The 20,235-nt window shown below is 47.4% G+C and carries 16 protein-coding genes and 5 tRNA genes; 10 read left to right on the top strand and 11 right to left on the bottom strand.

The window, feature by feature from the left end:
• Window positions 1–55: 55 nt before the first annotated feature.
• The 7 genes from AAA946_RS00270 to AAA946_RS00240 all read left to right on the top strand — a co-directional run bounded on the left by AAA946_RS00270 (window position 56) and on the right by AAA946_RS00240 (window position 7,553).
• Entirely contained in the window at window positions 56–1,555 is a 1,500-nt protein-coding gene (locus AAA946_RS00270) for a chitinase (protein ID WP_338163183.1), read from the top strand.
• A gap of 99 nt (window positions 1,556–1,654) precedes the next feature.
• Entirely contained in the window at window positions 1,655–2,947 is a 1,293-nt protein-coding gene (locus AAA946_RS00265; protein ID WP_338163182.1) for a serine/threonine protein kinase, read from the top strand.
• A complete protein-coding gene (locus AAA946_RS00260; RefSeq protein ID WP_338163181.1) occupies window positions 2,944–3,732 on the top strand; it encodes a hypothetical protein in 789 nt (262 codons plus the stop codon). The genes AAA946_RS00265 and AAA946_RS00260 overlap by 4 nt, the downstream gene beginning before the upstream one ends.
• Entirely contained in the window at window positions 3,639–4,394 is a 756-nt protein-coding gene (locus AAA946_RS00255; RefSeq protein ID WP_338163180.1) for a hypothetical protein, read from the top strand. Before AAA946_RS00260 ends, AAA946_RS00255 begins: the two co-directional genes overlap by 94 nt.
• Before the next feature lie 8 nt (window positions 4,395–4,402).
• Entirely contained in the window at window positions 4,403–4,954 is a 552-nt protein-coding gene (locus tag AAA946_RS00250; protein WP_112461462.1) for an ECF-type sigma factor, read from the top strand.
• Window positions 4,955–5,058: 104 nt separating this feature from the next.
• The gene (locus tag AAA946_RS00245) at window positions 5,059–6,423 is read left to right on the top strand and encodes a hypothetical protein (protein ID WP_338163179.1); all 1,365 of its coding nucleotides are present in this window, start codon (window positions 5,059–5,061) and stop codon (window positions 6,421–6,423) included.
• Window positions 6,424–6,536: 113 nt separating this feature from the next.
• Window positions 6,537–7,553: an acyltransferase gene (locus AAA946_RS00240; RefSeq protein ID WP_338163178.1), complete on the top strand. Its 1,017-nt coding sequence runs from the start codon at window positions 6,537–6,539 to the stop codon at window positions 7,551–7,553.
• 3 nt (window positions 7,554–7,556) lie between these two features.
• Here AAA946_RS00240 and AAA946_RS00235 read toward each other — a convergent pair whose 3' ends face one another.
• The 10 genes from AAA946_RS00235 to AAA946_RS00190 all read right to left on the bottom strand — a co-directional run bounded on the left by AAA946_RS00235 (window position 7,557) and on the right by AAA946_RS00190 (window position 15,539).
• Window positions 7,557–8,468 (bottom strand): SPOR domain-containing protein, encoded by a 912-nt coding sequence (locus AAA946_RS00235; protein WP_338163177.1) that lies wholly within the window; start codon window positions 8,466–8,468, stop codon window positions 7,557–7,559.
• A 195-nt stretch (window positions 8,469–8,663) separates the two neighbouring features.
• Window positions 8,664–9,605: an ABC transporter permease gene (locus AAA946_RS00230; RefSeq protein WP_338163176.1), complete on the bottom strand. Its 942-nt coding sequence runs from the start codon at window positions 9,603–9,605 to the stop codon at window positions 8,664–8,666.
• Window positions 9,606–9,607: 2 nt separating this feature from the next.
• Entirely contained in the window at window positions 9,608–10,585 is a 978-nt protein-coding gene (locus tag AAA946_RS00225) for an ABC transporter permease (RefSeq protein ID WP_042477785.1), read from the bottom strand.
• Window positions 10,586–10,703: 118 nt separating this feature from the next.
• Entirely contained in the window at window positions 10,704–12,257 is a 1,554-nt protein-coding gene (locus AAA946_RS00220; protein ID WP_338163175.1) for an ABC transporter substrate-binding protein, read from the bottom strand.
• An 86-nt stretch (window positions 12,258–12,343) separates the two neighbouring features.
• A complete protein-coding gene (locus AAA946_RS00215) occupies window positions 12,344–14,062 on the bottom strand; it encodes an ABC transporter ATP-binding protein (protein WP_338163174.1) in 1,719 nt (572 codons plus the stop codon).
• Between the two features lie 887 nt (window positions 14,063–14,949).
• A tRNA-Pro gene (locus AAA946_RS00210) sits at window positions 14,950–15,026 on the bottom strand.
• A 66-nt stretch (window positions 15,027–15,092) separates the two neighbouring features.
• Window positions 15,093–15,168 (bottom strand) — tRNA-His (locus AAA946_RS00205).
• Between the two features lie 44 nt (window positions 15,169–15,212).
• A tRNA-Pro gene (locus AAA946_RS00200) sits at window positions 15,213–15,289 on the bottom strand.
• Window positions 15,290–15,357: 68 nt separating this feature from the next.
• Window positions 15,358–15,433 (bottom strand) — tRNA-His (locus AAA946_RS00195).
• A gap of 29 nt (window positions 15,434–15,462) precedes the next feature.
• A tRNA-Arg gene (locus tag AAA946_RS00190) sits at window positions 15,463–15,539 on the bottom strand.
• A gap of 296 nt (window positions 15,540–15,835) precedes the next feature.
• Between AAA946_RS00190 and AAA946_RS00185 the strand changes: the two genes are divergently transcribed.
• A complete protein-coding gene (locus AAA946_RS00185) occupies window positions 15,836–16,249 on the top strand; it encodes a c-type cytochrome (RefSeq protein ID WP_338163173.1) in 414 nt (137 codons plus the stop codon).
• 77 nt (window positions 16,250–16,326) lie between these two features.
• Here the strand turns inward: AAA946_RS00185 and rep are convergent, their stop codons facing one another.
• On the bottom strand, window positions 16,327–18,345 hold the full coding sequence (gene rep, locus AAA946_RS00180) for a DNA helicase Rep (protein WP_338163172.1): 2,019 nt from the start codon (window positions 18,343–18,345) through the stop codon (window positions 16,327–16,329).
• A gap of 177 nt (window positions 18,346–18,522) precedes the next feature.
• On the opposite strand from rep, the gene AAA946_RS00175 reads away from it, so the two are divergent.
• On the top strand, window positions 18,523–19,104 hold the full coding sequence (locus AAA946_RS00175; RefSeq protein ID WP_338163171.1) for a TetR/AcrR family transcriptional regulator: 582 nt from the start codon (window positions 18,523–18,525) through the stop codon (window positions 19,102–19,104).
• An 18-nt stretch (window positions 19,105–19,122) separates the two neighbouring features.
• Window positions 19,123–20,229, top strand: a complete 1,107-nt coding sequence (locus AAA946_RS00170) for an efflux RND transporter periplasmic adaptor subunit (RefSeq protein ID WP_338163170.1) — start codon at window positions 19,123–19,125, stop codon at window positions 20,227–20,229.
• The last annotated feature ends 6 nt before the right edge of the window (window positions 20,230–20,235 follow it).

Raw genomic sequence — 20,235 nt, 5'->3', positions numbered from 1 at the left:
TCTCATCCAGCATGAGTCTCTGCAAACTAGCCAAATTAAATAAAAGGAACGTGAAATGAAACCTTCTCATTTGTTGGCGGCTGCGACACTCGTCAGTACCAGCTTGTCCGCTCTTGCAGTCAACCCGCAACCCGATCCGACCAACCCCACGGGTTACGTGTTACTGCGCAGCGAAGTGCAAGCCAGCGCAGCCGCCCAAACCAGTGACCCTATGTATGCGGTATGGGCAAATGCCCTCTCCACGGCACCAAATACTGTCGTCAATGCGATTGACGCAGGATTGGCGACCAATCCCGGCAACGTAAAACGTGCCGAGCGCGTCTTCCCACGTTCAGAATGGGACTTTCTCACACAAATGGCCGCCCCTGAGTACACCTATCAGCGATTTTTACAGGCCATCGGTAAGTTTCCCGCGTTTTGTGGCGACTACACCGATGGACGCAATGCCGATGCCATCTGTAAGCGCTCTATCATCACTGCCTTTGCGCATTTCGCCCAAGAAACTGGCGGACATATCGCGCTTGATAACACTTGGGATAACCCACTTGCTTTGGAAGAGTGGCAGCAAGCTTTAGTGCATGTTCGTGAAATGGGTTGGTCTGAAGGACAAGAAGGCTATACCACCGGCTGCGGCCAAAATGATTGGCAAAACAAGCGCTGGCCATGTTCACCTAACCAAGGATATTTCGGTCGCGGCGCCAAGCAGCTTTCCTACCATTTTAACTACGGTCCTTTCTCGGAGGTGATGTTTGATGGTGATGCGACTGTACTACTTAATAATCCCGCGTTGGTTGCCGATTCTTGGTTAAACCTAGCGTCTGCGATTTGGTTCTTCCTGACTCCGCAAGCACCAAAACCTGCGATGTTGCATGTCATTGATCGTACATGGACGCCTTCACAGCGTGAGATTGATGCTGGTATTGGCTATGGCTTTGGTACCACGATTAATATCATCAACGGCGGCATCGAATGCGGTGAGCAAAACAAAACCAAAGGCCAACCGGTTAATCGCATTCGCTATTGGGAAGGGCTAGCGGCACACTACCAGATCCCTATTGAAGCCGATGAAGCCAACACCTGCTGGCAACAAACACCTTATGGCAGCCTCAACCTCAATGGTGCGACCGATGTACTTTATACCAACTGGGAAGCAAGCTGGAAGTACCATGCCGATCGTCCTGGTGGCGTTTCATTTGAATGTAACCTAGTCGGATATCAAACCGCCTACTCAGCGCTGGTTCCAGGCGATTATGAAAAGTGTGTCACTAACCTCTACGGCTCTCACGCCAATTGGCCAGAGGTGCGCATTGTCGATGCATTGCCAATTGATGATGGCACTGGCGGCGGGAACAGTGGTGGTGGCAATGGTGGTGGAGACACCGGTTCCGGGGCTCCTTCCGGAGTGATCGTTTGGGAAGCAGGCGTCACTCAAGCCAAGGTTGGCGATACCGTAATTCATCAAGGCAAGTGTTTTACCGCCAAAAACAAACCTGGCGTTTGGGAAACGCCAACGCAAACTAACTGGTTTTGGCAGCAAGTGAATTGCCCGGCTTAAAAATATCATCAAGATCTATAAATCACTGATTTATTATAGAAAATAGAGCGGCAGTTCGGTATCCTCTAGGCTGGTTAAAAAGGACGCATTGGCCAGACATTGAAACATGGACATCGCACTGAGCTGCTGCTCAACTTCCACTATATGGATGAGGCTGATCAAGCCACATATCTTGATAAACTAAAGCACTCAGACCCCAAGCTATACCAGGAACTGCTCAGAGAACAGAGCACCGTACATTCCGATCTAACGCAAATATTAGGTCGACACGCCAGTGTGCATGTCGATGGCTCTGCGATTGCTCAAACCGAGCTCGGACCCTATCGGGTTCGTGAGCGAATTGGGCGCGGCGGCATGAGCCAAGTCTATCTGGCCGAGCGTTGTGATGGCCGATTTGAGCAATCAGTCGCCATTAAGGTGTTTGAGCCTCATCTAACCAACATGGTTGGCAAGGCCATGCTGTATTGGGAAGCACAGCTTCTGGCTAAGCTTAATCACCCTAATATCGCCAATGTATTGGATGCCAACGAAACCGATTCATCGGTATTTTTGGTGATTGAGCATGTAAAAGGTCAACCTCTCAACCAATGGCTTACCACCAACCCCAGCTATAGTATGAAACTGGCGCTGTTTTCCGATATTACCGATGCTATTCACCACGCTCATGCGCAAGGCGTGTTTCATGGGGATCTCAAGCCAGAAAATATCCTGGTCGACGAGAATGGCGACGCCAAGGTGATCGATTTTAGTATCGCTACCCATGATGCTCGCTATACCGACCTGCACATCTACAGTGCCGACTATGCCAGTCCAACGCAAAAACAAACCGGTAAAGTCGATGCATCAAGCGATATTTATGCCCTTGGTAAAATTTTCAACAAACTGTTTCCCTGCCACCAGCACAATTCTGAATGGCAATGGGTCTATCATAAATGTACTCAGCCAAGTGCATTTCAATACTTTCGAATTGCAGAGTTGAAGTCGGACATTAAAGCTCTTCAGCACAATAAGCCCATCGACCACCCCGATGCAAACGCCCTTTATCGATGTCGTAAGCTGTTAAAGCGCAGACCTCTCGCCAGCGCCTTGACACTGCTACTCATGATTTCCGGCTTAGGATTTATTTCTGCGCTAATTAATAAGAACCTTGAACTCCAACAACAGCAACGCGTTTCCAATGAGCTCCTGCTTGAGATGACCCAATTGCTGTTCCACGGCCATCGCAGCGATGCCGTCTCTTTGAAAACCATGCTGGATTTAACCAGCATGCGTTTGCTGAATCATCAAGATTTACCGATTGATATCAAGCAGAAGCTAGTGCTGGCGATGTTAATGCCAGATCAGGACTCTGCCAAACAAGAACAAAAAGACATAGGTACAACCTCAGAATGAAGCGTATGAATCCTACCTGGATGACCATGGTGGCCTCCCTTGCAAGTACGCAAGTTTTCGCAACTGATATTCAGATTGGACATTTTATAGATGCGCCAGTCACAGGCCTTTACTACGAAACCAGCTCCAAGCTTAGCGGCTACACCCAACAAGGCCAATTTGAGTTTAAAGACGGCGATGAAGTGCGTTTTTATTTAGGCAGCACAAATCAACATAAACTGCTGGCTACAGTGGCAGCCCAAGAGGTTGTGACACCAAATCTCGCCTCAACAACCCCGAGCAAAAGCCTCAATATGGTTCGACTCTTGCTCGGCATCGATACCGAACCTAACCGAGAGGATCTCATCAATCTCGACAGTGAATGGCTATCTTCAGATAAGGTTCAAGCACTACTCAAAGCACTGGATCTCAACAACCTACCTGAAAACCTCAGCGTGTCAGATAAGCCGCTCGCCAGTGTGCAAGAGGCAGCTAGACACCTAGAAAGCAGCCAACAATACATTGAGAAGAACTTTACCTCCAAACAAATACTCACAGCGCCATTAGACGTAAAGCTAGTCAACACGATTCTCAAACGTAGAGACTGGCGAGGAAACCTGTGTTTTTACGATACCGCGCGACGCGACGAACCGAATTATCACGGTCCAATTGGCAGCACAACCTACAAGATTGTTGATGGCGGCATCCCGATGTGGGAGATTACTATGGCAGCCGTGATGGCTCCGTCAGCAGCTGTGAGGTCAATGTCAGTCATAGCTACCAAGAGCAAGAATTTGAGAGGATAAACGACTACTCCGACTGGGGCGGACTCATCGCTTGTGCTCATACCGGCTGCACCCACCAAGACCTGAATGGATTCGATATCGAAGATTTTGATGATGAGGGCGATTGGAAGTACCGAACCGTGGCAATCAGCTACAACACTACCACCAAGTTGCTTACTCAAAAGTCCCAAGGATTAGGCAAGAAGACTAAGGTAGAGCACGACAACCTAACTGAACATCTATGGTTTACCTCAGCCATAGACGAAAAACAGCAAATCGATTTTCAAGGCTACTGGCGCCAACGTAATCTTGCGTCCGGTGACACTCGCTGTCTGTACATCGCCAAGGAGCGCGTTCTACAGAGTAAGCGAGCTGTATGCACTACAAACAACCAAGACTATACCCAAGATGTCACGGCAGAGTTTGGCGATATGTGGTGGCTTAACAGCACCGGTACGAATGCAGCAAGTATTGAGCAACTCAACAGCGGTGTGAAATGGTACAGCGCCGATAACACGCCTCGCTATAGCATGTGGGAGTTCCTACCCACTCAAAAACAGTGGAGCGATGGCAAAATTTATCGCCGCTTTCAAGACATTCAAGTCGACCAATTTGGCAAACAACAAGCGCGCACTACGGCGGTGTTTGAGCTAGAAAAACTTCCCGAAGACTCGTGGATATAGGATAACCCATGCAACTGACTGATATTATTGTCCGCTGGCACAATGGCGATAAGCAGGCTGAAGGCCTGCTGTTTCACTTTGCTTATGAGCAGCTCAAGACGATTGCCCACAAAGAGCGCGTGCGTGCTTTGGAGAAGTTTGGCGATAATGCAGAGCACCACGAGCAAGAGATAAACAACACGACTGCCCTAATTCATGATGCTTACCTCAAGCTATCCCAGCACGACGTCAGCTATCTTCAAAATCGGAAGCAGTTTTTCTTATTGGTATCCAAAATTGTGCGCCAAATCCTTATCGACCAATCAAGAAAACGTCTTGCCCAAAAGCGTCAACCAGCAACATCAACCAAACAAGACCAGCAAAACTTTGATCAATTGATGAGCTTTGACAGCGCGTTGGGAGAGCTGAAAAAACGCTTCCCACGCCAATCTGAAGTGTTGCAACTGCGCTACTTCGCCGGCCTCAAAAATAAAGAAATCAGTGACATGCTGCAATGTAGCCCCAGTCTTATCGAGAAAGACCTCAAATTCTCTCGCAGCTGGATGCAGTCACAAATCTAAATTAATTTTACGGCTTTTCGCTGCAATTACGTTCCTTGTTGCTCAGTTGATAAATGATTAAAAAAGGGTCATTAACCGAGTGAAAGCAAACAAGGAACGACCCTATGAAACAACTTAGCGCAATCGCCATCGCGGTTTCTTTGATTCTTACTGGCTGCGGCGGTAGCGATAGTGGTGATGCTGGCACCTCAGCTGGCGGCGGTGAGCAAGCCAAGCCTTCATTGCAGCGACAAGCTCTTGATGGCTACTTGGTCAATGCTGATGTCTACGTTGACCGTAACCGCAACAACATTGCTGAAACCGATGAGAAGTTGACGGCGACCACCGATTCACAGGGTAAGTTCACCATTTCGGAAGCCGATGCCGACTTCCCAATCATCGTTCGCGCCGTTGCGGGTCGCAGTTACGATACCGATAAAGGTGGCAGGCTGATCAACACATTTGAGATCGCGGCACCCGCAGGCACCGCGGTTGTCAGCCCATTCTCAACCATCGCCGTTCTCGAACAGAAAACACTGGAAGAAGTCGCGACAGATTTGAATATCGACCGCACCGTCTTAGATGCGGACTACGTGGCTGCAAAACAAGCCAACGCCGAGGCAAAACAAGTGCATGCCATTGCGCGCTCACTGACGCTGCAACTGGATAGTGATCTCGCCGGCTCAGAAGCAAACCTCTCTGATATCAAAACTCAGCTCACAAACATCCAAGATAAAATTGCTGAGCAGGTCAATAACAACGTCGATCTAGACACCATCATCGTCGATGAAAAGGGTAACGTCACGGAGTCGCCAAAAACCATCAAGAGCATGATGGTCGGCTCGACCTATTACTATGTCTCGACCAATGATTACTATTTCCATACAGAGGGGGTTTCAGAAATCACCTTCCACGAAAACAAGGTGAGTTTTATTGATGACAACGGTAAAGTTGGTGAGCAGCCGCTTACTTACACCGATACTGGCTACATTACCTCAGACGGCGAAGAAACCATCATTTTGCTTGGTGAGAAACTCAGCTTAACCGTGACACCTCAAAACGATTTATTTGTGGCTAGCCAAGTAAACTTTGGTGACACTGGCTATGAAAAGCGTGTGGTGACGGCATCAGAGTTTGCTGGCAAAACGTTATACCACTTCTGGGATGATTCCACGTCTAGCAAGGCTAACCCAGACATGGCTAAGATAATCCTCAATGAGGATGGTAGTGGCGTGATTGTGGAAAGAAATGGGCTCAATTGGCCAGAGACTGAAATGCAAGGCTCATGGCGTATTAGTGACCAAGGTGACCTCGTGCTTAGTGCCAGCGACTTCGATGAAGATTGGGTTATCTCATTCACCACATTAACAAGCCAAGGCTTGCATGTGGCTTACGAGGACAGTCGTAATCAATCTAAGCCGCTATTGTTTACTGAGAACCACGATCTGGCTGACAACCTATACAGAGAATGGCTTAAACTCGCGAAGTAACGCGAGCTCCTCAAACTGCCCTGCGGGGCAGTTTTTACACAACTCTGATCCCCTCTACCTTTCTTAGTTGGCAAAACTTCCTTATAGTTTGTGGAGACTGTAAGGAGTTGTTAATGGAAAAAAAACACGTTTATTTCTTTGATGCTATGCGCTGTGTGGCGGCGCTGGCGGTGATCATCATTCATGCGCTTGGACCTTACCGTCATGAACTTGGACAAATCCCAATGGGCGAGTGGGTAACGGCGATCACTTTCAACGGTTTTAGCCGCTGGGCGGTGCCGGTGTTTATTCTGATCACAGGCGCTCTGATGCTCAACGATACGCGTCCTTTCGATCTCAAATACTATCTGTCACGCCGCTTAGGAAAAGTACTGATCCCATTTCTGGTGTGGTCACTGTTTTACGCCTATTTGTCCGGCTGGACGATTGAAGGTTTTAATGGCGATACGGTGAAACAGGTGCTAGCTGAGAGCTATCATCACCAAACCTATTACCATCTTGGCTTCTTCTATTACTTCATCCCGCTGTATGCGGCAATTCCGTTTCTGCAAATCTTTGTGCGCAAGTTTGATGATGGCGCACTTTATGCGTTTACTGGGCTTTGGCTATTGACCACGTTGCTGTTTTTGATGCGGATTGACGGGCCATGGAGTGAGCAGTTCTGGCTGTATATGGGCTTATTGCCACTCGGTTATATTTTGTATCAGAAGCTACCAGCCAGTCGCGGTGTGGTAATGGCCTCCGTCATTCTTGGCGTTGGTGCGATGGCGCTGAGCAGTTACATGGTGGTGCAAGGCAGTATTGAAGCTGACCGCTATTATGTCGGTCGCTGGTTCTCATACAAGACGCTGAACACGGTTCTCGCCGCCAGTATGATTTTCATCCTATGCAAAGCGTATGCGGATAATCTAAAACCAAAAGTGAAAAAGGTCGTGAGCTTTATTAGTCAGTACAGCCTTGGCATCTACATTCTGCACCCACTGTTTTTATGGCCGATGAATGAACTCGGTCTGCACCACGGGCACCCGATTTATATGATCCCATTCTGGGTCGTCATCAGCGGCAGCTTGGCATTGGGTACCAGTTGGTTACTGGCTCGCAGCGCAAAAACTCGCTGGCTGCTGCCATAACACTTACTTTCCGACACACACCACATTCAACAAGGTGTTGCCTTTAAGCGGTGACACCTTGCCATTAGTAAATAGCCCTTTCTGACCATCGCCCCAATACGGCATCTGCATTGGCCATTGATTCTTGGTCATGATATTGGAGCCAACAAGCGTCTGCCACTCACTGTTGCTCACCAAATGCATATCGAGATCGCTGCATACCTTAATCGCACTGTTATAGCTCAGGCGATTCCAAGCCTTGTCATGCTCCATGTAGAATTGATGGTCACCGCCAGATAGGTAAGGTACCGCATAGCGTTTTCCGTCAAGCTGTGCTGCAAGGCGGATGGAGAGAGAAGAAGACGCAGTGCTAGGGAGAGCGGGTATTGATGTGGCTTTTTTAACGGGTTTGGGCGTTGCCGCTGTAGATTGAGGGACGGGCTGTTTGGGTTTGTCGAGGTTGCGGCTTTCTGATGTCATTTGCGGAGCGCTTTTTTGCTCCGCAGCGTGAGGCTTGGCAAAGGCGGCTTTGACGCCTTGAGTGTTTGACTGAGAGGACTTCTCAGCCTGTCCGTCTCGCTCAACGATGCGAATAAAGGCATCGCCATAACCGCTTACCCCTTTGACCTCGATTAAGTCTTGCTTAGCCTTATTCACATCAACGTAGGGGCCAATCAAACAGCGATAGCTGCTCTTTTGTGGCAACATCCAGACATCCGACGATATCTCTGAGTAAAGAGGCATCGCTTGTTCAAGAGCCATGGGAGTCTCAAGTATCCCACACTGGATCCAATACACGGCGCCGGTCGATACCGGGACTTTACTGCCCCATACTCCCTTCCCGATAGGACAGTTTTCAGCGAGGACGGGAAGTTGATTGGTCGACATTTGGCTGGCATCACACAGTGCATCGTCAGCCAGCACCCCGTTAGACATCGCCAAAACACTTAGCAGAACACTACTACGCAGCCAACGTGATGTTACGCTTGCCAATCCCTTTACTCTGCAAAAAGAGCCCATACCTATCCCCTGAACACTTCATCTGGAATTTGCGGCACAAATAAAAAGAGCCGCAATGATTTGCGACTCTTAGTGTAGTGAGGATTGGGTTTAAAAATCAATCACTCTCGATCACCCTTTGTAGATTTTCGGGTTAAATACATCACGTAACCAGTCACCTAATAGGTTGATTACTAGTACTAAAGTGATCAGAACTAGACCAGGGAACGCCGTGATCCACCAAGCACCAGAGAAGATGTACTTAAAGCCGATACTAATAAGTGCACCCAGCGATGGTTGGTCAACCGGTAGGCCAAGACCTAGGAATGACAGAGCTGCTTCTGACATGATCGCATTCGCAACCTGTACTGTTGAGATAACCAAGATAGGCGACAAACAGTTTGGCAGGATGTGACGGAACATGATGCGAGGCGCTTTAAAGCCCATCACACGTGCAGCTTCTACATACTCTTTCTTCTTCTCAGCCAGTACCGAAGCACGAATGGTACGTGCGTACTGCGGCCATTCGGCAATACCGATGATCACCACCAGCATCAGTACTGCATATTGACTGAAGAACTCACTACCAAAGCTCGCCTTAAAGATAGCCGAGACAATGATCGCTACCATCATGGTTGAGAACGACAGCTGAACGTCTGCAAAACGCATTAGGAAGCTATCAACGCGGCCACCAAAGTAACCTGCTGACAAACCAATAACGGTACCTAGAAATAGCTGAAGACCTACTGCCGCAAAGCCAATCGTCAGCGATAGACGAGATCCGTAAAGAATCGTCGACAGAATATCACGACCTTGCTCATCGGTACCCAGCGGGAAAGTTGCGTCGCCGTCTTCCATCCAAGATGGTGGCAGCTCGGCATCCATAATGTCGATGGTACTGAGATCGTACGGGTTATGCGGTGCAATCAACGGCGAAGCTAACGACATTACTAGAATCACCATAAAGACAGTGAAACTCGTCATCGCAACCTTGTCGCGCTTGAAGTAATACAGAAAATCCGATTGTTTGAAACGCTCCCAACGTGAAGGAACGGTTTGTACTGCTTGTGTCATGGTTATGCTCCTTTACCAGTTAGGTTTACTGTTGGGTTAATCAAGCCGTATAGCAGGTCAACGATAGTGTTAGTCACAACGAAGATAAGACCTACAAAGATAACGTACGCGGTGATAAGCGGCGTATCTACGCGGTTGATTGCCTCTAGGAAAAGGAAGCCTGTGCCAGGCCACTGGAATACGGTTTCGGTTAGGATGGTGTACGCCACCATAGTACCGATTTGCACGCCACCTACCGTCAGTACCGGTAGCATGGTGTTTTTAAGCGCGTGTTGGTAATAGATCTTATGCAGAGCTAGACCTTTTGCTTTACCAAATTTGATGTACTCAGAGCTCAGTACTTCCAACATCTCTGCGCGCACTAGACGAATAAACAGTGGCAACATAATGGAAGCCAGTGCGATACATGGCAGCACCAAGTGCGCCAGACCATCAAGCGTTAAGAAGCCAGAGTCCCAACCAAACCAGTTTGCGGTTTCACCTCGTCCGTAGGACGGGAACCAACCCAGTTCGATAGAGAACACATACATCAACATGATTGCCGTTAGGAAAACAGGGATCGAGATACCGATGCTGCTGCCTGCCATCACGACTTTGGTAAAGAAACTCTTCGGGTTAATTGCCGAATAAACCCCAAGAGGGATAGATAAACAGATTATGATTAACGTGGCACCAAATACCAGCTCTAGCGTCGCCACTAGTTTGCTCGCAATCACTTCAACCGCTGGACGCTTGAAGAAGTATGAGTTGCCTAAATCACCTTGTACCGCGTTACCAAGAAAACGCGCGTATTTCGTAATGAAGGGATCGTTGAGGCCCATTTCATCGCGCATCGCTTGACGCTCTGCTTCTGAAACCGACTGACCTACAAGTTCACGCAACGGGTCGCCCAGGTTATCCTGAATGGCAAACGCCACCAAACTGATCACAAACATCACTATCAGTGCCTGAAACAGGCGCTTGACCAGAAACGAAAACATTCCTTGCCCCTTATGTATCCATTACATTAAAAATTTCGTTCAGCCTAAAAAGCGCGCTCTGCTCGCTGAACAAAGCAGAGCGCGATTATCTGTCGCTTACTCAGCGAGAGAGTGCCGCTTACTTAACGACTAGGTCACCAAAGTATGGGAAGTTCATACCGTTGATGATTGGGCCAATCTCAACGTTAGATTTCGCTGCCCATGATGGATCTTGCCAGTGTAGAGGAACAAACGCCGCTTCATCGTATAGCGTTGCTTCTACTTGCTTAAGCATCGCGCTACGCTTCGCTAGGTCTGTCTCAGAGTTAGATGCAGAAACGATCTTGTCCACTTCTGGGTTAGAGTAGTGACCACAGTTGTACTGACCACGACCCGTAGTTTCATCACGAGTCATCGTTAGGAACTCTGTGAAGTTCGCTGAATCTTCTGTATCTGGGTGCCAGCCGATCATCATCATGTCTGCTGCACACTTATCAAACTCTGGCCAGTATTGCGCTTTAGGCATTGTCTTCAGATCAACCTTGATGCCGATCTTAGACAGCATTGCTGCTGCAGCTTGAGCGATCTTGTCGTCGTTCACGTAACGGTTGTTTGGCGCCATCATAGATAGCGTAAAGCCGTTCTCGTAACCCGCTTCCTTCATTAGCTGTTTCGCTTTCTTCAGGTCGTAGCGTGGCTTAAGTTCTTCGTTGTAACCCGCGTAACCAACTGGGCTTTGCTGACCTGCTGGTGTCGCAGCACCTTTCATGATCTTCTTAGCAATACCTTCGTTGTTGATAGCGTGAACGATAGCTTGACGAACGCGAACGTCTTTCAGCGCTTCGTTGCTGTTTTGGTTCATTTGGAACGTGATTACACGCGTACCAGGCATAGTGTATAGGTTGATGTTGCTCGCGCTATCCACACGCTTGTAGTCGTTTGGTGCTACTGGAGCAATCATGTCTACGTCGCCAGAAAGAAGTGCTGCTACACGCGTTGCTGCTTCTTTGATTGGAACAAGTGTTAGGTTATCAACGTTACCTTTTGATGCGGTATCCCAGTAGTTAGGGTTACGCTCAAACTCAACCTTGATGCCTTGCTCACGTGATTTAACCGTGAATGGGCCAGTACCAGAAACGTTAGTAGAAGCAAAAGAGTTACCGTGCTTAACGATTTCGCCTTTGTCTTTACCGTCTGCCGTTGTACCAGAGTAGAACTTGCTGTCCATTGGGAAGATGTACGTTGCAACGTTCTCAACTAGCGGGTAAGTGCCGTCAGTTTTGATTTCGATGGTGTAGTCGTCAACTTTAGTCAGTGACACTAGCGGCGCAAAGATACCTTTGAAGTCAGCTGACTTCTTAAGACGCGCAAATGTCCATACTACGTCGTCAGCCGTTAGTTCGTTTCCAGAGTGGAACTTAACGCCTTTACGTAGGTTGAAACGCATAGTTTCGTTGTCGACACGCTCCCAAGACTCAGCCAAACGTGGCTCAAATTCCATGTCTTGGTTAAAACGTACTAGTGGGTCAAATACCATGTGTGAAAGCTGCATCACACCGCCAGATAGCTGTTCTTGTGGGTCAAGCGTTACTGGGTCAGCGTCGTATGCTACGGTGATGTTTGCTGCTGCAGCGCTAAGGCTTAGGCCAGCTGCCATCAAAGCCACTGCTAGTTTACTTTTCATGGTTTTCATTATGCATAACTCCTTCATGCGGGGATCCGGATCCCTTTTTGTTGTGTTTGCTTCTGCTTATATTTCCGATAAGGAACTTATTTGGCTTACGCCGTTTTTACTACATCTTCTCTTAAACCTGTAAATTCAGGCATCAAGGAAATCAGTTGCTTGCTGTACTCATGCTGTGGGTCGGTAAACAATTGTTCAGTCGGTGCTACTTCCAGTAGCGTACCCATTTGCATTACGCCCACTCGGTCACACATCTGACGGATAACCGGCAGGTCGTGACTGATAAACAGCATGGTGAGATTCAGCTCTTGCTGAAGATCTTTAAGTAGGTTCAAAATCTGCGCCTGAACGGATACATCCAGTGCCGATGTTGGCTCATCACAAATCAATAGACGTGGACGCGTTGCTAGTGCGCGAGCGATAGAGATACGCTGACGCTGACCACCTGAGAACTCGTGCGGATATTTCACACCCGCCATCTTACCAAGGCCCACGTGCTCAAGCAGATCTTCAACAATCTGTTTGGTTTCTGACTCATTCGCCGTCAGCTTGTGGAAGCGAATAGGCTCGGCGATGATGTCGTAGATCTTCATGCGCGGGTTCATTGAGGTGTACGGGTTTTGGAACACCATCTGCATCTGACGACGCATCGGACGACGTTCTTTCTCCGACTTAAGCGAGGTTAGGTCGATCCCCTCAAAGGTCACTTTACCTGAGTTTGGTGCGTACAGACCGGCAATAACACGAGCAATGGTTGATTTACCAGAACCTGACTCACCTACCAGACCAAATGTCTCACCCTCATGAACTTCAAAGCTCACATTATTAGACGCTTGAACATACTCACGACGGCTTTCGAACAAAGAATCTTTGGTCACAAAGCGTAGGTTTACATTCTCTACGTTAAGAAGTGGGCCTGTGTAGTCACGGTGATCTTGGCTTTGACCTAACCAGTGGTTTTTCACATCAAGCGGCTCCATTTCGTGAGCTTCTTCGATGTAGCTAACCAGTGGGAAGCGATCCAGTTTCATGTCTGAACGAGGAACCGCGGAAATCAGGCTGCGTGTGTATGGGTGATCTGGGTCGCCCAGTACTTTCTTAGTCGCGCCAAACTCCACCAGGTCACCGCGATACATTACCGCTACGCGGTCAGTTACGTTGGAAACCACACCCATATCATGCGTGACTAGCATACAACCCACGTTGTTCTTGATGCACAGTTCGCGAATCAAACCTAGGATTTGATCTTGAATTGATACATCCAATGCCGTGGTTGGCTCATCAGCAATGATTAGGTCAGGTTCACCCGCTAACGCGATAGCGATAACCACACGCTGACGCATACCACCAGAGAACTGGTGTGGGTATTGTTTAAGACGGTTTTCTGGTTGTGGAATACCCACTTGCTTCATTAGGTTAAGCGAGCGCTCATAGGCCTGCTCATCCGTCACCTTCATATTGGCGTGGATGGTCTCTTTTAATTGTTGCTCAACCGTGAAGAGTGGATTAAGTGAGGTCATTGGGTCTTGGAAAATAAACCCGATTTTTGAGCCACGAACTTTTCGCATCTGTTCAGGAGATAGACCGGAGATTTTCTCTCCATCCAAGAACACTTCGCCACCAGCGATCGTTCCTGGAGGTGATAGCAAATCAATCACCGCATTACCTACGGTCGATTTACCTGCACCAGACTCACCCACAACACCAACAATTTCGCCGCGCTCAATATTGAACGACAAATTTTTAACCGCGGCATGTACCCCATGGCGAGATGGGTATTCGATACGAAGATCTTTAACTTCTAATAATGACATTACCAGACCTCTACTGCTTTGGCAGTTTTCTGCCCCTGTCTGAAAAATTGAATCCATTCTTAGACAGCATTTTCTACTGACTAATTACAAGGGCATCAATTTGGCAAAACTTTCACAGAAAAGCAACAAAAATAGTATAAAAATTCGAAAATAATTCTATGTAAAGGCTTAGTAGTAAATAATTATGCACAATAGGCACATATAATATTGTGATACAAAATTCAAAACAGTGATAATAAACCGCGTTCTCACAGGGTGAGATCACAACAAAACGCTAAAAGGGTTACTTTACATAGCATTTACCACCAAACGATATAGAATAGTTATTCCCATATAGTTTTAACACAAATGAAACAAATGTTTTGTAACTGTGTTTGCCGTAGTTGTATTATCTAGATCTAAGTCACATTAACTAGGGCAACCACTCAGGCTGATGAATAATTCAGAACATCACCCTAGGCCTAGGTAAAACAAATTTACTTTTCAGCAAACTCGCTATTTTTCAGATAACTCTACAATCCACAAAAAAGGCAGCACATCACACTATCCACAACCATTTAACTAGTTAGTCGTTCAAGTTACCTCCTGAAAAACCTCAACTTACACATCTATCAACAGCGTCATTCTATCCATTAACGCCCACGAGAATGCCCACCATGAAGGCTCTACCCACTGCCAACGCACATCTCCAAATGTATTAAATGATAGATACGAAAAAAGCCTCATCTTTCGACAAGGCCTTTGAATAGTGGTCGGTGAAAAGGGGATTCGATTGGTTCGACACTCGAGGACTGGGCTTCCCGACCCCCGACTCGCATGAGCTTTCCTCAAAAACTGCAAAGCTACATACGAAAAAAGCCTCGTCTTTCGACGAGGCTTTCGAATGGTGGTCGGTGAAGAGGGATTCGAACCCCCGACCCTCTGGTCCCAAACCAGATGCGCTACCAAGCTGCGCTATTCACCGACAATTTTTATTACGCTTAACAACGTAAAGGGGAGCACTTTAATTTGAAAGTGCTACCAAAATTAATGGGGTGGCTAACGAGATTCGAACTCGCGACCACCGGAATCACAATCCAGGGCTCTACCAACTGAGCTATAGCCACCACAAATTTTGTTTTGTTACCGTTCATAACGATAACTGAAATAGTGGTCGGTGAAGAGGGATTCGAACCCCCGACCCTCTGGTCCCAAACCAGATGCGCTACCAAGCTGCGCTATTCACCGACGATGTTCTTTTCAGAACGATTTCGTTTCGATTAAATCAAAACAGGAGACAAAAGTCACCGAAATAATGGGGTGGCTAACGAGATTCGAACTCGCGACCACCGGAATCACAATCCAGGGCTCTACCAACTGAGCTATAGCCACCATTATGTTTTGCCAATATTATATCCGGATGGCACGCCCGAAAGGATTCGAACCTTCGACCTTTGGCTCCGGAGGCCAACGCTCTATCCAGCTGAGCTACGGGCGCATGCCCTATCGGCGGATGGGAATAATACGGATATCACACTATGTCGTAAAGTACTTTTTCAACTTTTTTTCTCGTTTGTTGTCTTTTTCAGCACTTTGGTACAGAAAATACGAGCTTTACGATGTGATTCACCCCGTGAAGCTGAAAACTTGTGGTTTATTGCAACAAGTTAACAGGATATAATCACCCAATGTTTACATTGATTTAACAGCCGTTAGATCAGCAAGCAGAATAAAATCGTATAAATGAATAGCAAGCACCGACTTGCTACCTTGTTGGATAGTAAAGTGAGTTTAATGGATATGTCTCGTCGAATCTTAACTGTGTTGGTCGCTGCACTAACTTTTTCTACTGCCTCTTTTGCAGCGGATGTGAGCCAAGAAGAATATGACGCTATCGCAGAGCGTATTAAACCTGTTGGTGGCGTTTACTTAGCCGGTAGCGAGCCTGTTGTAGCAGAACCTACAGGCCCACGTGATGGTGCTACTGTTTACAACACCTTCTGTACCGCGTGTCACTCTATTGGCGTCAGTGGCGCACCGAAAACAGGTGACGCTGGTGATTGGGCACCGCGTATTGCTCAAGGTAAAGACGTGTTAGCGGATCACGCTATCAACGGCTTTAACGCGATGCCAGCAAAAGGCTCTTGTATGGATTGTTCGGATCAAGAAATCATCGATGCTATCGAGCACATGATTGCCGGTCTGTAATTCAGAAAAAGCACTCTATATAAAGAAGGGGCTCACTAGTTAGTGAGCCCCTTCTTTATATAGAGTGCAAATTGTCGTTACTTCTTATTGAACATCGCACGAATATTAGCGATATGCGCTTGGCCTTTTTGCATCCGCTCTTCTGCAGAGACTGGCTTTTTAGATTGCTCCCAGTCGACATCATCAAATGGGAGTTCGTCTAGGAAGCGACTATGCTCGGGCTTGATGAGCTCACCAAACTGGCGACGCTCTTTACAGATGGTAAATGTCAGCTCTTTTTGTGCCCGGGTGATGCCTACGTACATAAGACGGCGCTCTTCCTCGACATTGTCCTCATCAATACTGGTTTGATGCGGCAAAATCCCCTCTTCTGAGCCAATCAGATAGACATAAGGAAACTCCAGACCTTTGGAAGCATGCAGCGTCATGAGTTGAACGGCGTCGCTGTCATCTTCTTCTTCACCGCGCTCCATCATGTCACGCAAAGTAAGACGCTGAACCACTTCTTTCAGTGTCTTCTCTTCTTTATCGTAATTGTCACCTTCTAGGTCTGCGACAATCCATGAGTAAAGATCCGACACGTTCTTCATACGCATTTCTGCCGCTTTTGCGCTTGATGAGGTCTCGTAGAGCCAGTCTTCGTAATTAATATCACGAACCAAGGCGCGCACAGCTTCGACCGTGTTACCACGCTCGGCATTATCGCCGATGGTCACTATCCATTGGGTAAAGCGACGCAGATTCTCAAGACCTCGGCCTGTTAAGTGTTGCTCTAGCCCTAACTCGAAACTGGCCTCAAACAAGCTCTTGCCACGCATGTTGGCGTAGCTGCCGAGTTTTTCTAACGTCGCCGGTCCAATTTCTCGGCGCGGCGTATTGACGATGCGCAAGAACGCATTGTCATCATCAGGGTTCACCAACACACGCAGGTACGCCATGATGTCTTTAATTTCTGCACGGGCAAAAAACGAGGTACCACCAGAGATCTTATATGGGACTCGGTTTTGCATCAGCGCCTTCTCAATCAAACGCGACTGATGGTTGCCTCTATATAAGACAGCATAATCACGATAATCGGTGCGATTAACAAAGCGGTGTGCAATGAGCTCCCCCGTGACGCGCTCTGCCTCATGCTCTTCATTCTTGGCTTTAAGTACCTTGAGCTTTTCACCATCAGGGATCTCCGAGAACAGTGATTTCTCAAATACGTGCGGGTTATTAGCAATCAAGATATTCGCCGCACGCAGAATTCGACTCGTTGAACGATAGTTTTGCTCCAGCATGACCGCTTTCAGATTTGGAAAGTCTTTGTTAAGCAATACCAAGTTCTGAGGCTTAGCACCACGCCATGAATAGATAGACTGGTCGTCATCACCTACCACGGTAAAACGTGCTCGCTCACCAACAAGTAACTTAACCAGCTCGTACTGACTGGTGTTGGTATCTTGGTATTCATCCACCAGCAAATACTGAATGCGTTTTTGCCAGCGTTCGCGCACCTCTTGATTGGTTTTGAGCAGAATCACCGGGAGCGCAATCAGATCATCAAAATCGAGCGCATTGTAGGCCTTCATCTGGATTTGATACATCTCAAAGCAGTAAGCAAATAACTGCTCTTGCTCAGATCGCGCACTGCCTTTGACCTGCTCAGGAGTGAGCATGTCGTTTTTCCAGTTCGAAATTGAACTCAGTAGCGAGCGCAACAAATCTTTATCACCATCAAGCTGCTTTTCGGTCAGCTCTTTGAGTAGCGCCATTTGGTCTTGATCATCAAACAGCGAGAAGCCCGCCTTTAACCCCAACGCTTTGTACTCACGGCGAATGATATTCAGGCCCATAGTGTGAAAGGTCGAAACCATCAAGCCCTTTGACTCATTTTTGCCAAGAGTTTGCCCGACACGCTCTTTCATTTCGCGCGCCGCTTTATTAGTAAAAGTCACGGCGGCAATATTTCGCGCCTTATACCCGCAGTTTTGAACTAGGTAGGCTATCTTATTAGTTATCACGCGGGTTTTACCCGACCCGGCACCAGCGAGAACCAGACATGGACCAGAGACGTATTTAACCGCCATATCTTGCTGCGGATTTAGCTTCATTGATGTGCTCACTACTCACGACTTGTAACGCGCACATAATAGACTGCTACTGGCGACAATGCCACGCTCTGTAAGAGTTTTTAACTTTTATAGAATAGTGATTAAAAATAAGTTGCACGTATGCACCTATGTTGATCTATAATGAATGAACGTTCATTCATTATGGTTGGATGGCTTATGACAACAATGAAAAGCGGTGATAAACGCCAACAAATCCTCGAAGCAGCAGAAAAAATGGTTGCTGAATTTGGGATTCAAGGGGTGTCGATGCAAAAGTTAGCGAATGCCGCTGGCGTCGCAGCGGGCACCATTTATCGCTACTTTGATGACAAAGACCACTTGTTAGAGGAGCTGCGACTTTATGTCGTCGCCCGTATGGCCAAAGCAGTTCAAGCTGGCGTCGATGCGGACAAACCACTAAAAGAACAGTACCGAACCATGTGGCTAAATATATGGCGAATCGCTGCATCGAATATCAATTCGTTAAAGACTCGCGCTCAATATGATTCTATTCCTTCAAAAAATTGTTGTTCTGCTCGGGAACAAGAACGAAAAATGTTTGCCAAAGTGGACAACTTATTCAACGAAGGAAAGAAACAAGGGGTTTTCAAAAACCTCGATAATGAAATTCTGTCTGGACTAAGCTTAGAGGCAAGCGTATCACTTGCTCGCAAGCATGCTCTGGGTCTGTATCAACTTGATGATGCATCGTTGGAAGCAGCGATTGAAGCAAGTTGGGATGCAATAATAAAACACTAATGTGGAGTTCTCGTTAGAATGAAAAAGTGGACATTTTTCATGCTACTTATCGCAGTACTGCTGTTCGGCAGTGTGATAGGTTTCAACCTGTTCAAGCAACAGAAAATTGCTGAGTATTTAGCTAACCGCCCGGAGCCTGAGTTTCCAGTCACCGTGACCACCGTTAAACCTGTAGATTGGGTACCGGTTATCGAAGCGATTGGTTTCGTAGAACCGAACCAAGGTGTCACACTGACTTCAGAAACGAGCGGTGTGATCAGCAATATCTCGTTTGCATCGGGCTCTATGGTTGAAAAAGATCAGCTACTTGTATCTCTGGATTCAGACGTAGAAAAAGCCAACCTCAAGAGTTCGCAAGCGCGTCTTCCTGCAGCGAAAGCAAAATACGAGCGTTACCAAGGTCTTTACAAGAAAGGCTCTATCTCTCGTGAAGCTTACGATGATGCTGAAGCGAGCTACTTCTCTCTATCTGCTGACATCGAAAGCTTGAAAGCTCAGATTGACCGCCGTGAGATCAAAGCGCCGTTTTCTGGTGTCGTGGGCATCCGTAACGTATTCCTAGGCCAATACCTACAGCCAAGTGACGACATCGTTCGCCTTGAAGACACTAGCCTAATGAAGCTGCGTTTCACGGTTCCTCAAACCGATTTCTCACGCATTTCTATTGGCCAAGATGTTGATATCTTTGTTGACGCGTATCCAAACCAGCCATTTAAAGGCTCTATCTCTGCTATTGAGCCTGCGGTTAGCATCCAAAGTGGTCTGATCCAAGTTCAAGCGGATATTCCAAATAACGATGGCAAACTGCGTAGTGGTATGTTCGCTCGCGCTAACATCATTCTGCCTAAGCTAGAAAACCAAGTAACGCTGCCGCAAACCGCGATCACGTTTACGCTATACGGCGACAACGTGTATGTCGTGACTGACGTTGATGGCGAAAAACGCGTTAAACAACAAGTAATTAAAGTCGGCGAGCGTACAGGTGACATCGCGCACATCTTAGAAGGCGTTAACCCAGATGACATCATTGTTACCTCTGGCCAGGTTCGTCTGAGTAACGATGTAAAAGTCAAAGTGGTGGAAAGCGATGCAACCGTCCCACCTGCTGAGACACCGATGCTGTAATTGGAG

This window comes from Vibrio sp. 10N, assembly GCF_036245475.1.
Lineage (GTDB): Bacteria > Pseudomonadota > Gammaproteobacteria > Enterobacterales > Vibrionaceae > Vibrio.
Note: the sequence above shows the minus strand (reverse complement) of the source record. Positions and strands in the feature narration are given on the sequence as shown.

Excerpts from the sequence above, each read along its gene's own strand:
- AAA946_RS00250 (WP_112461462.1), top strand. The coding sequence starts at position 4,403 with ATGCAACTGACTGATATTATTGTCCGCTGGCACAATGGCGATAAGCAG.
- rep (WP_338163172.1), bottom strand. The coding sequence starts at position 18,345 with ATGAAGCTAAATCCGCAGCAAGATATGGCGGTTAAATACGTCTCTGGT.
- AAA946_RS00245 (WP_338163179.1), top strand. The coding sequence starts at position 5,059 with ATGAAACAACTTAGCGCAATCGCCATCGCGGTTTCTTTGATTCTTACT.
- AAA946_RS00220 (WP_338163175.1), bottom strand. The coding sequence starts at position 12,257 with ATGAAAACCATGAAAAGTAAACTAGCAGTGGCTTTGATGGCAGCTGGC.
- AAA946_RS00235 (WP_338163177.1), bottom strand. The coding sequence starts at position 8,468 with ATGTCTAACGGGGTGCTGGCTGACGATGCACTGTGTGATGCCAGCCAA.
- AAA946_RS00185 (WP_338163173.1), top strand. The coding sequence starts at position 15,836 with ATGGATATGTCTCGTCGAATCTTAACTGTGTTGGTCGCTGCACTAACT.
- AAA946_RS00215 (WP_338163174.1), bottom strand. The coding sequence starts at position 14,062 with ATGTCATTATTAGAAGTTAAAGATCTTCGTATCGAATACCCATCTCGC.
- AAA946_RS00175 (WP_338163171.1), top strand. The coding sequence starts at position 18,523 with ATGACAACAATGAAAAGCGGTGATAAACGCCAACAAATCCTCGAAGCA.
- AAA946_RS00225 (WP_042477785.1), bottom strand. The coding sequence starts at position 10,585 with ATGTTTTCGTTTCTGGTCAAGCGCCTGTTTCAGGCACTGATAGTGATG.
- AAA946_RS00260 (WP_338163181.1), top strand. The coding sequence starts at position 2,944 with ATGAAGCGTATGAATCCTACCTGGATGACCATGGTGGCCTCCCTTGCA.
- AAA946_RS00230 (WP_338163176.1), bottom strand. The coding sequence starts at position 9,605 with ATGACACAAGCAGTACAAACCGTTCCTTCACGTTGGGAGCGTTTCAAA.
- AAA946_RS00170 (WP_338163170.1), top strand. The coding sequence starts at position 19,123 with ATGAAAAAGTGGACATTTTTCATGCTACTTATCGCAGTACTGCTGTTC.
- AAA946_RS00240 (WP_338163178.1), top strand. The coding sequence starts at position 6,537 with ATGGAAAAAAAACACGTTTATTTCTTTGATGCTATGCGCTGTGTGGCG.
- AAA946_RS00270 (WP_338163183.1), top strand. The coding sequence starts at position 56 with ATGAAACCTTCTCATTTGTTGGCGGCTGCGACACTCGTCAGTACCAGC.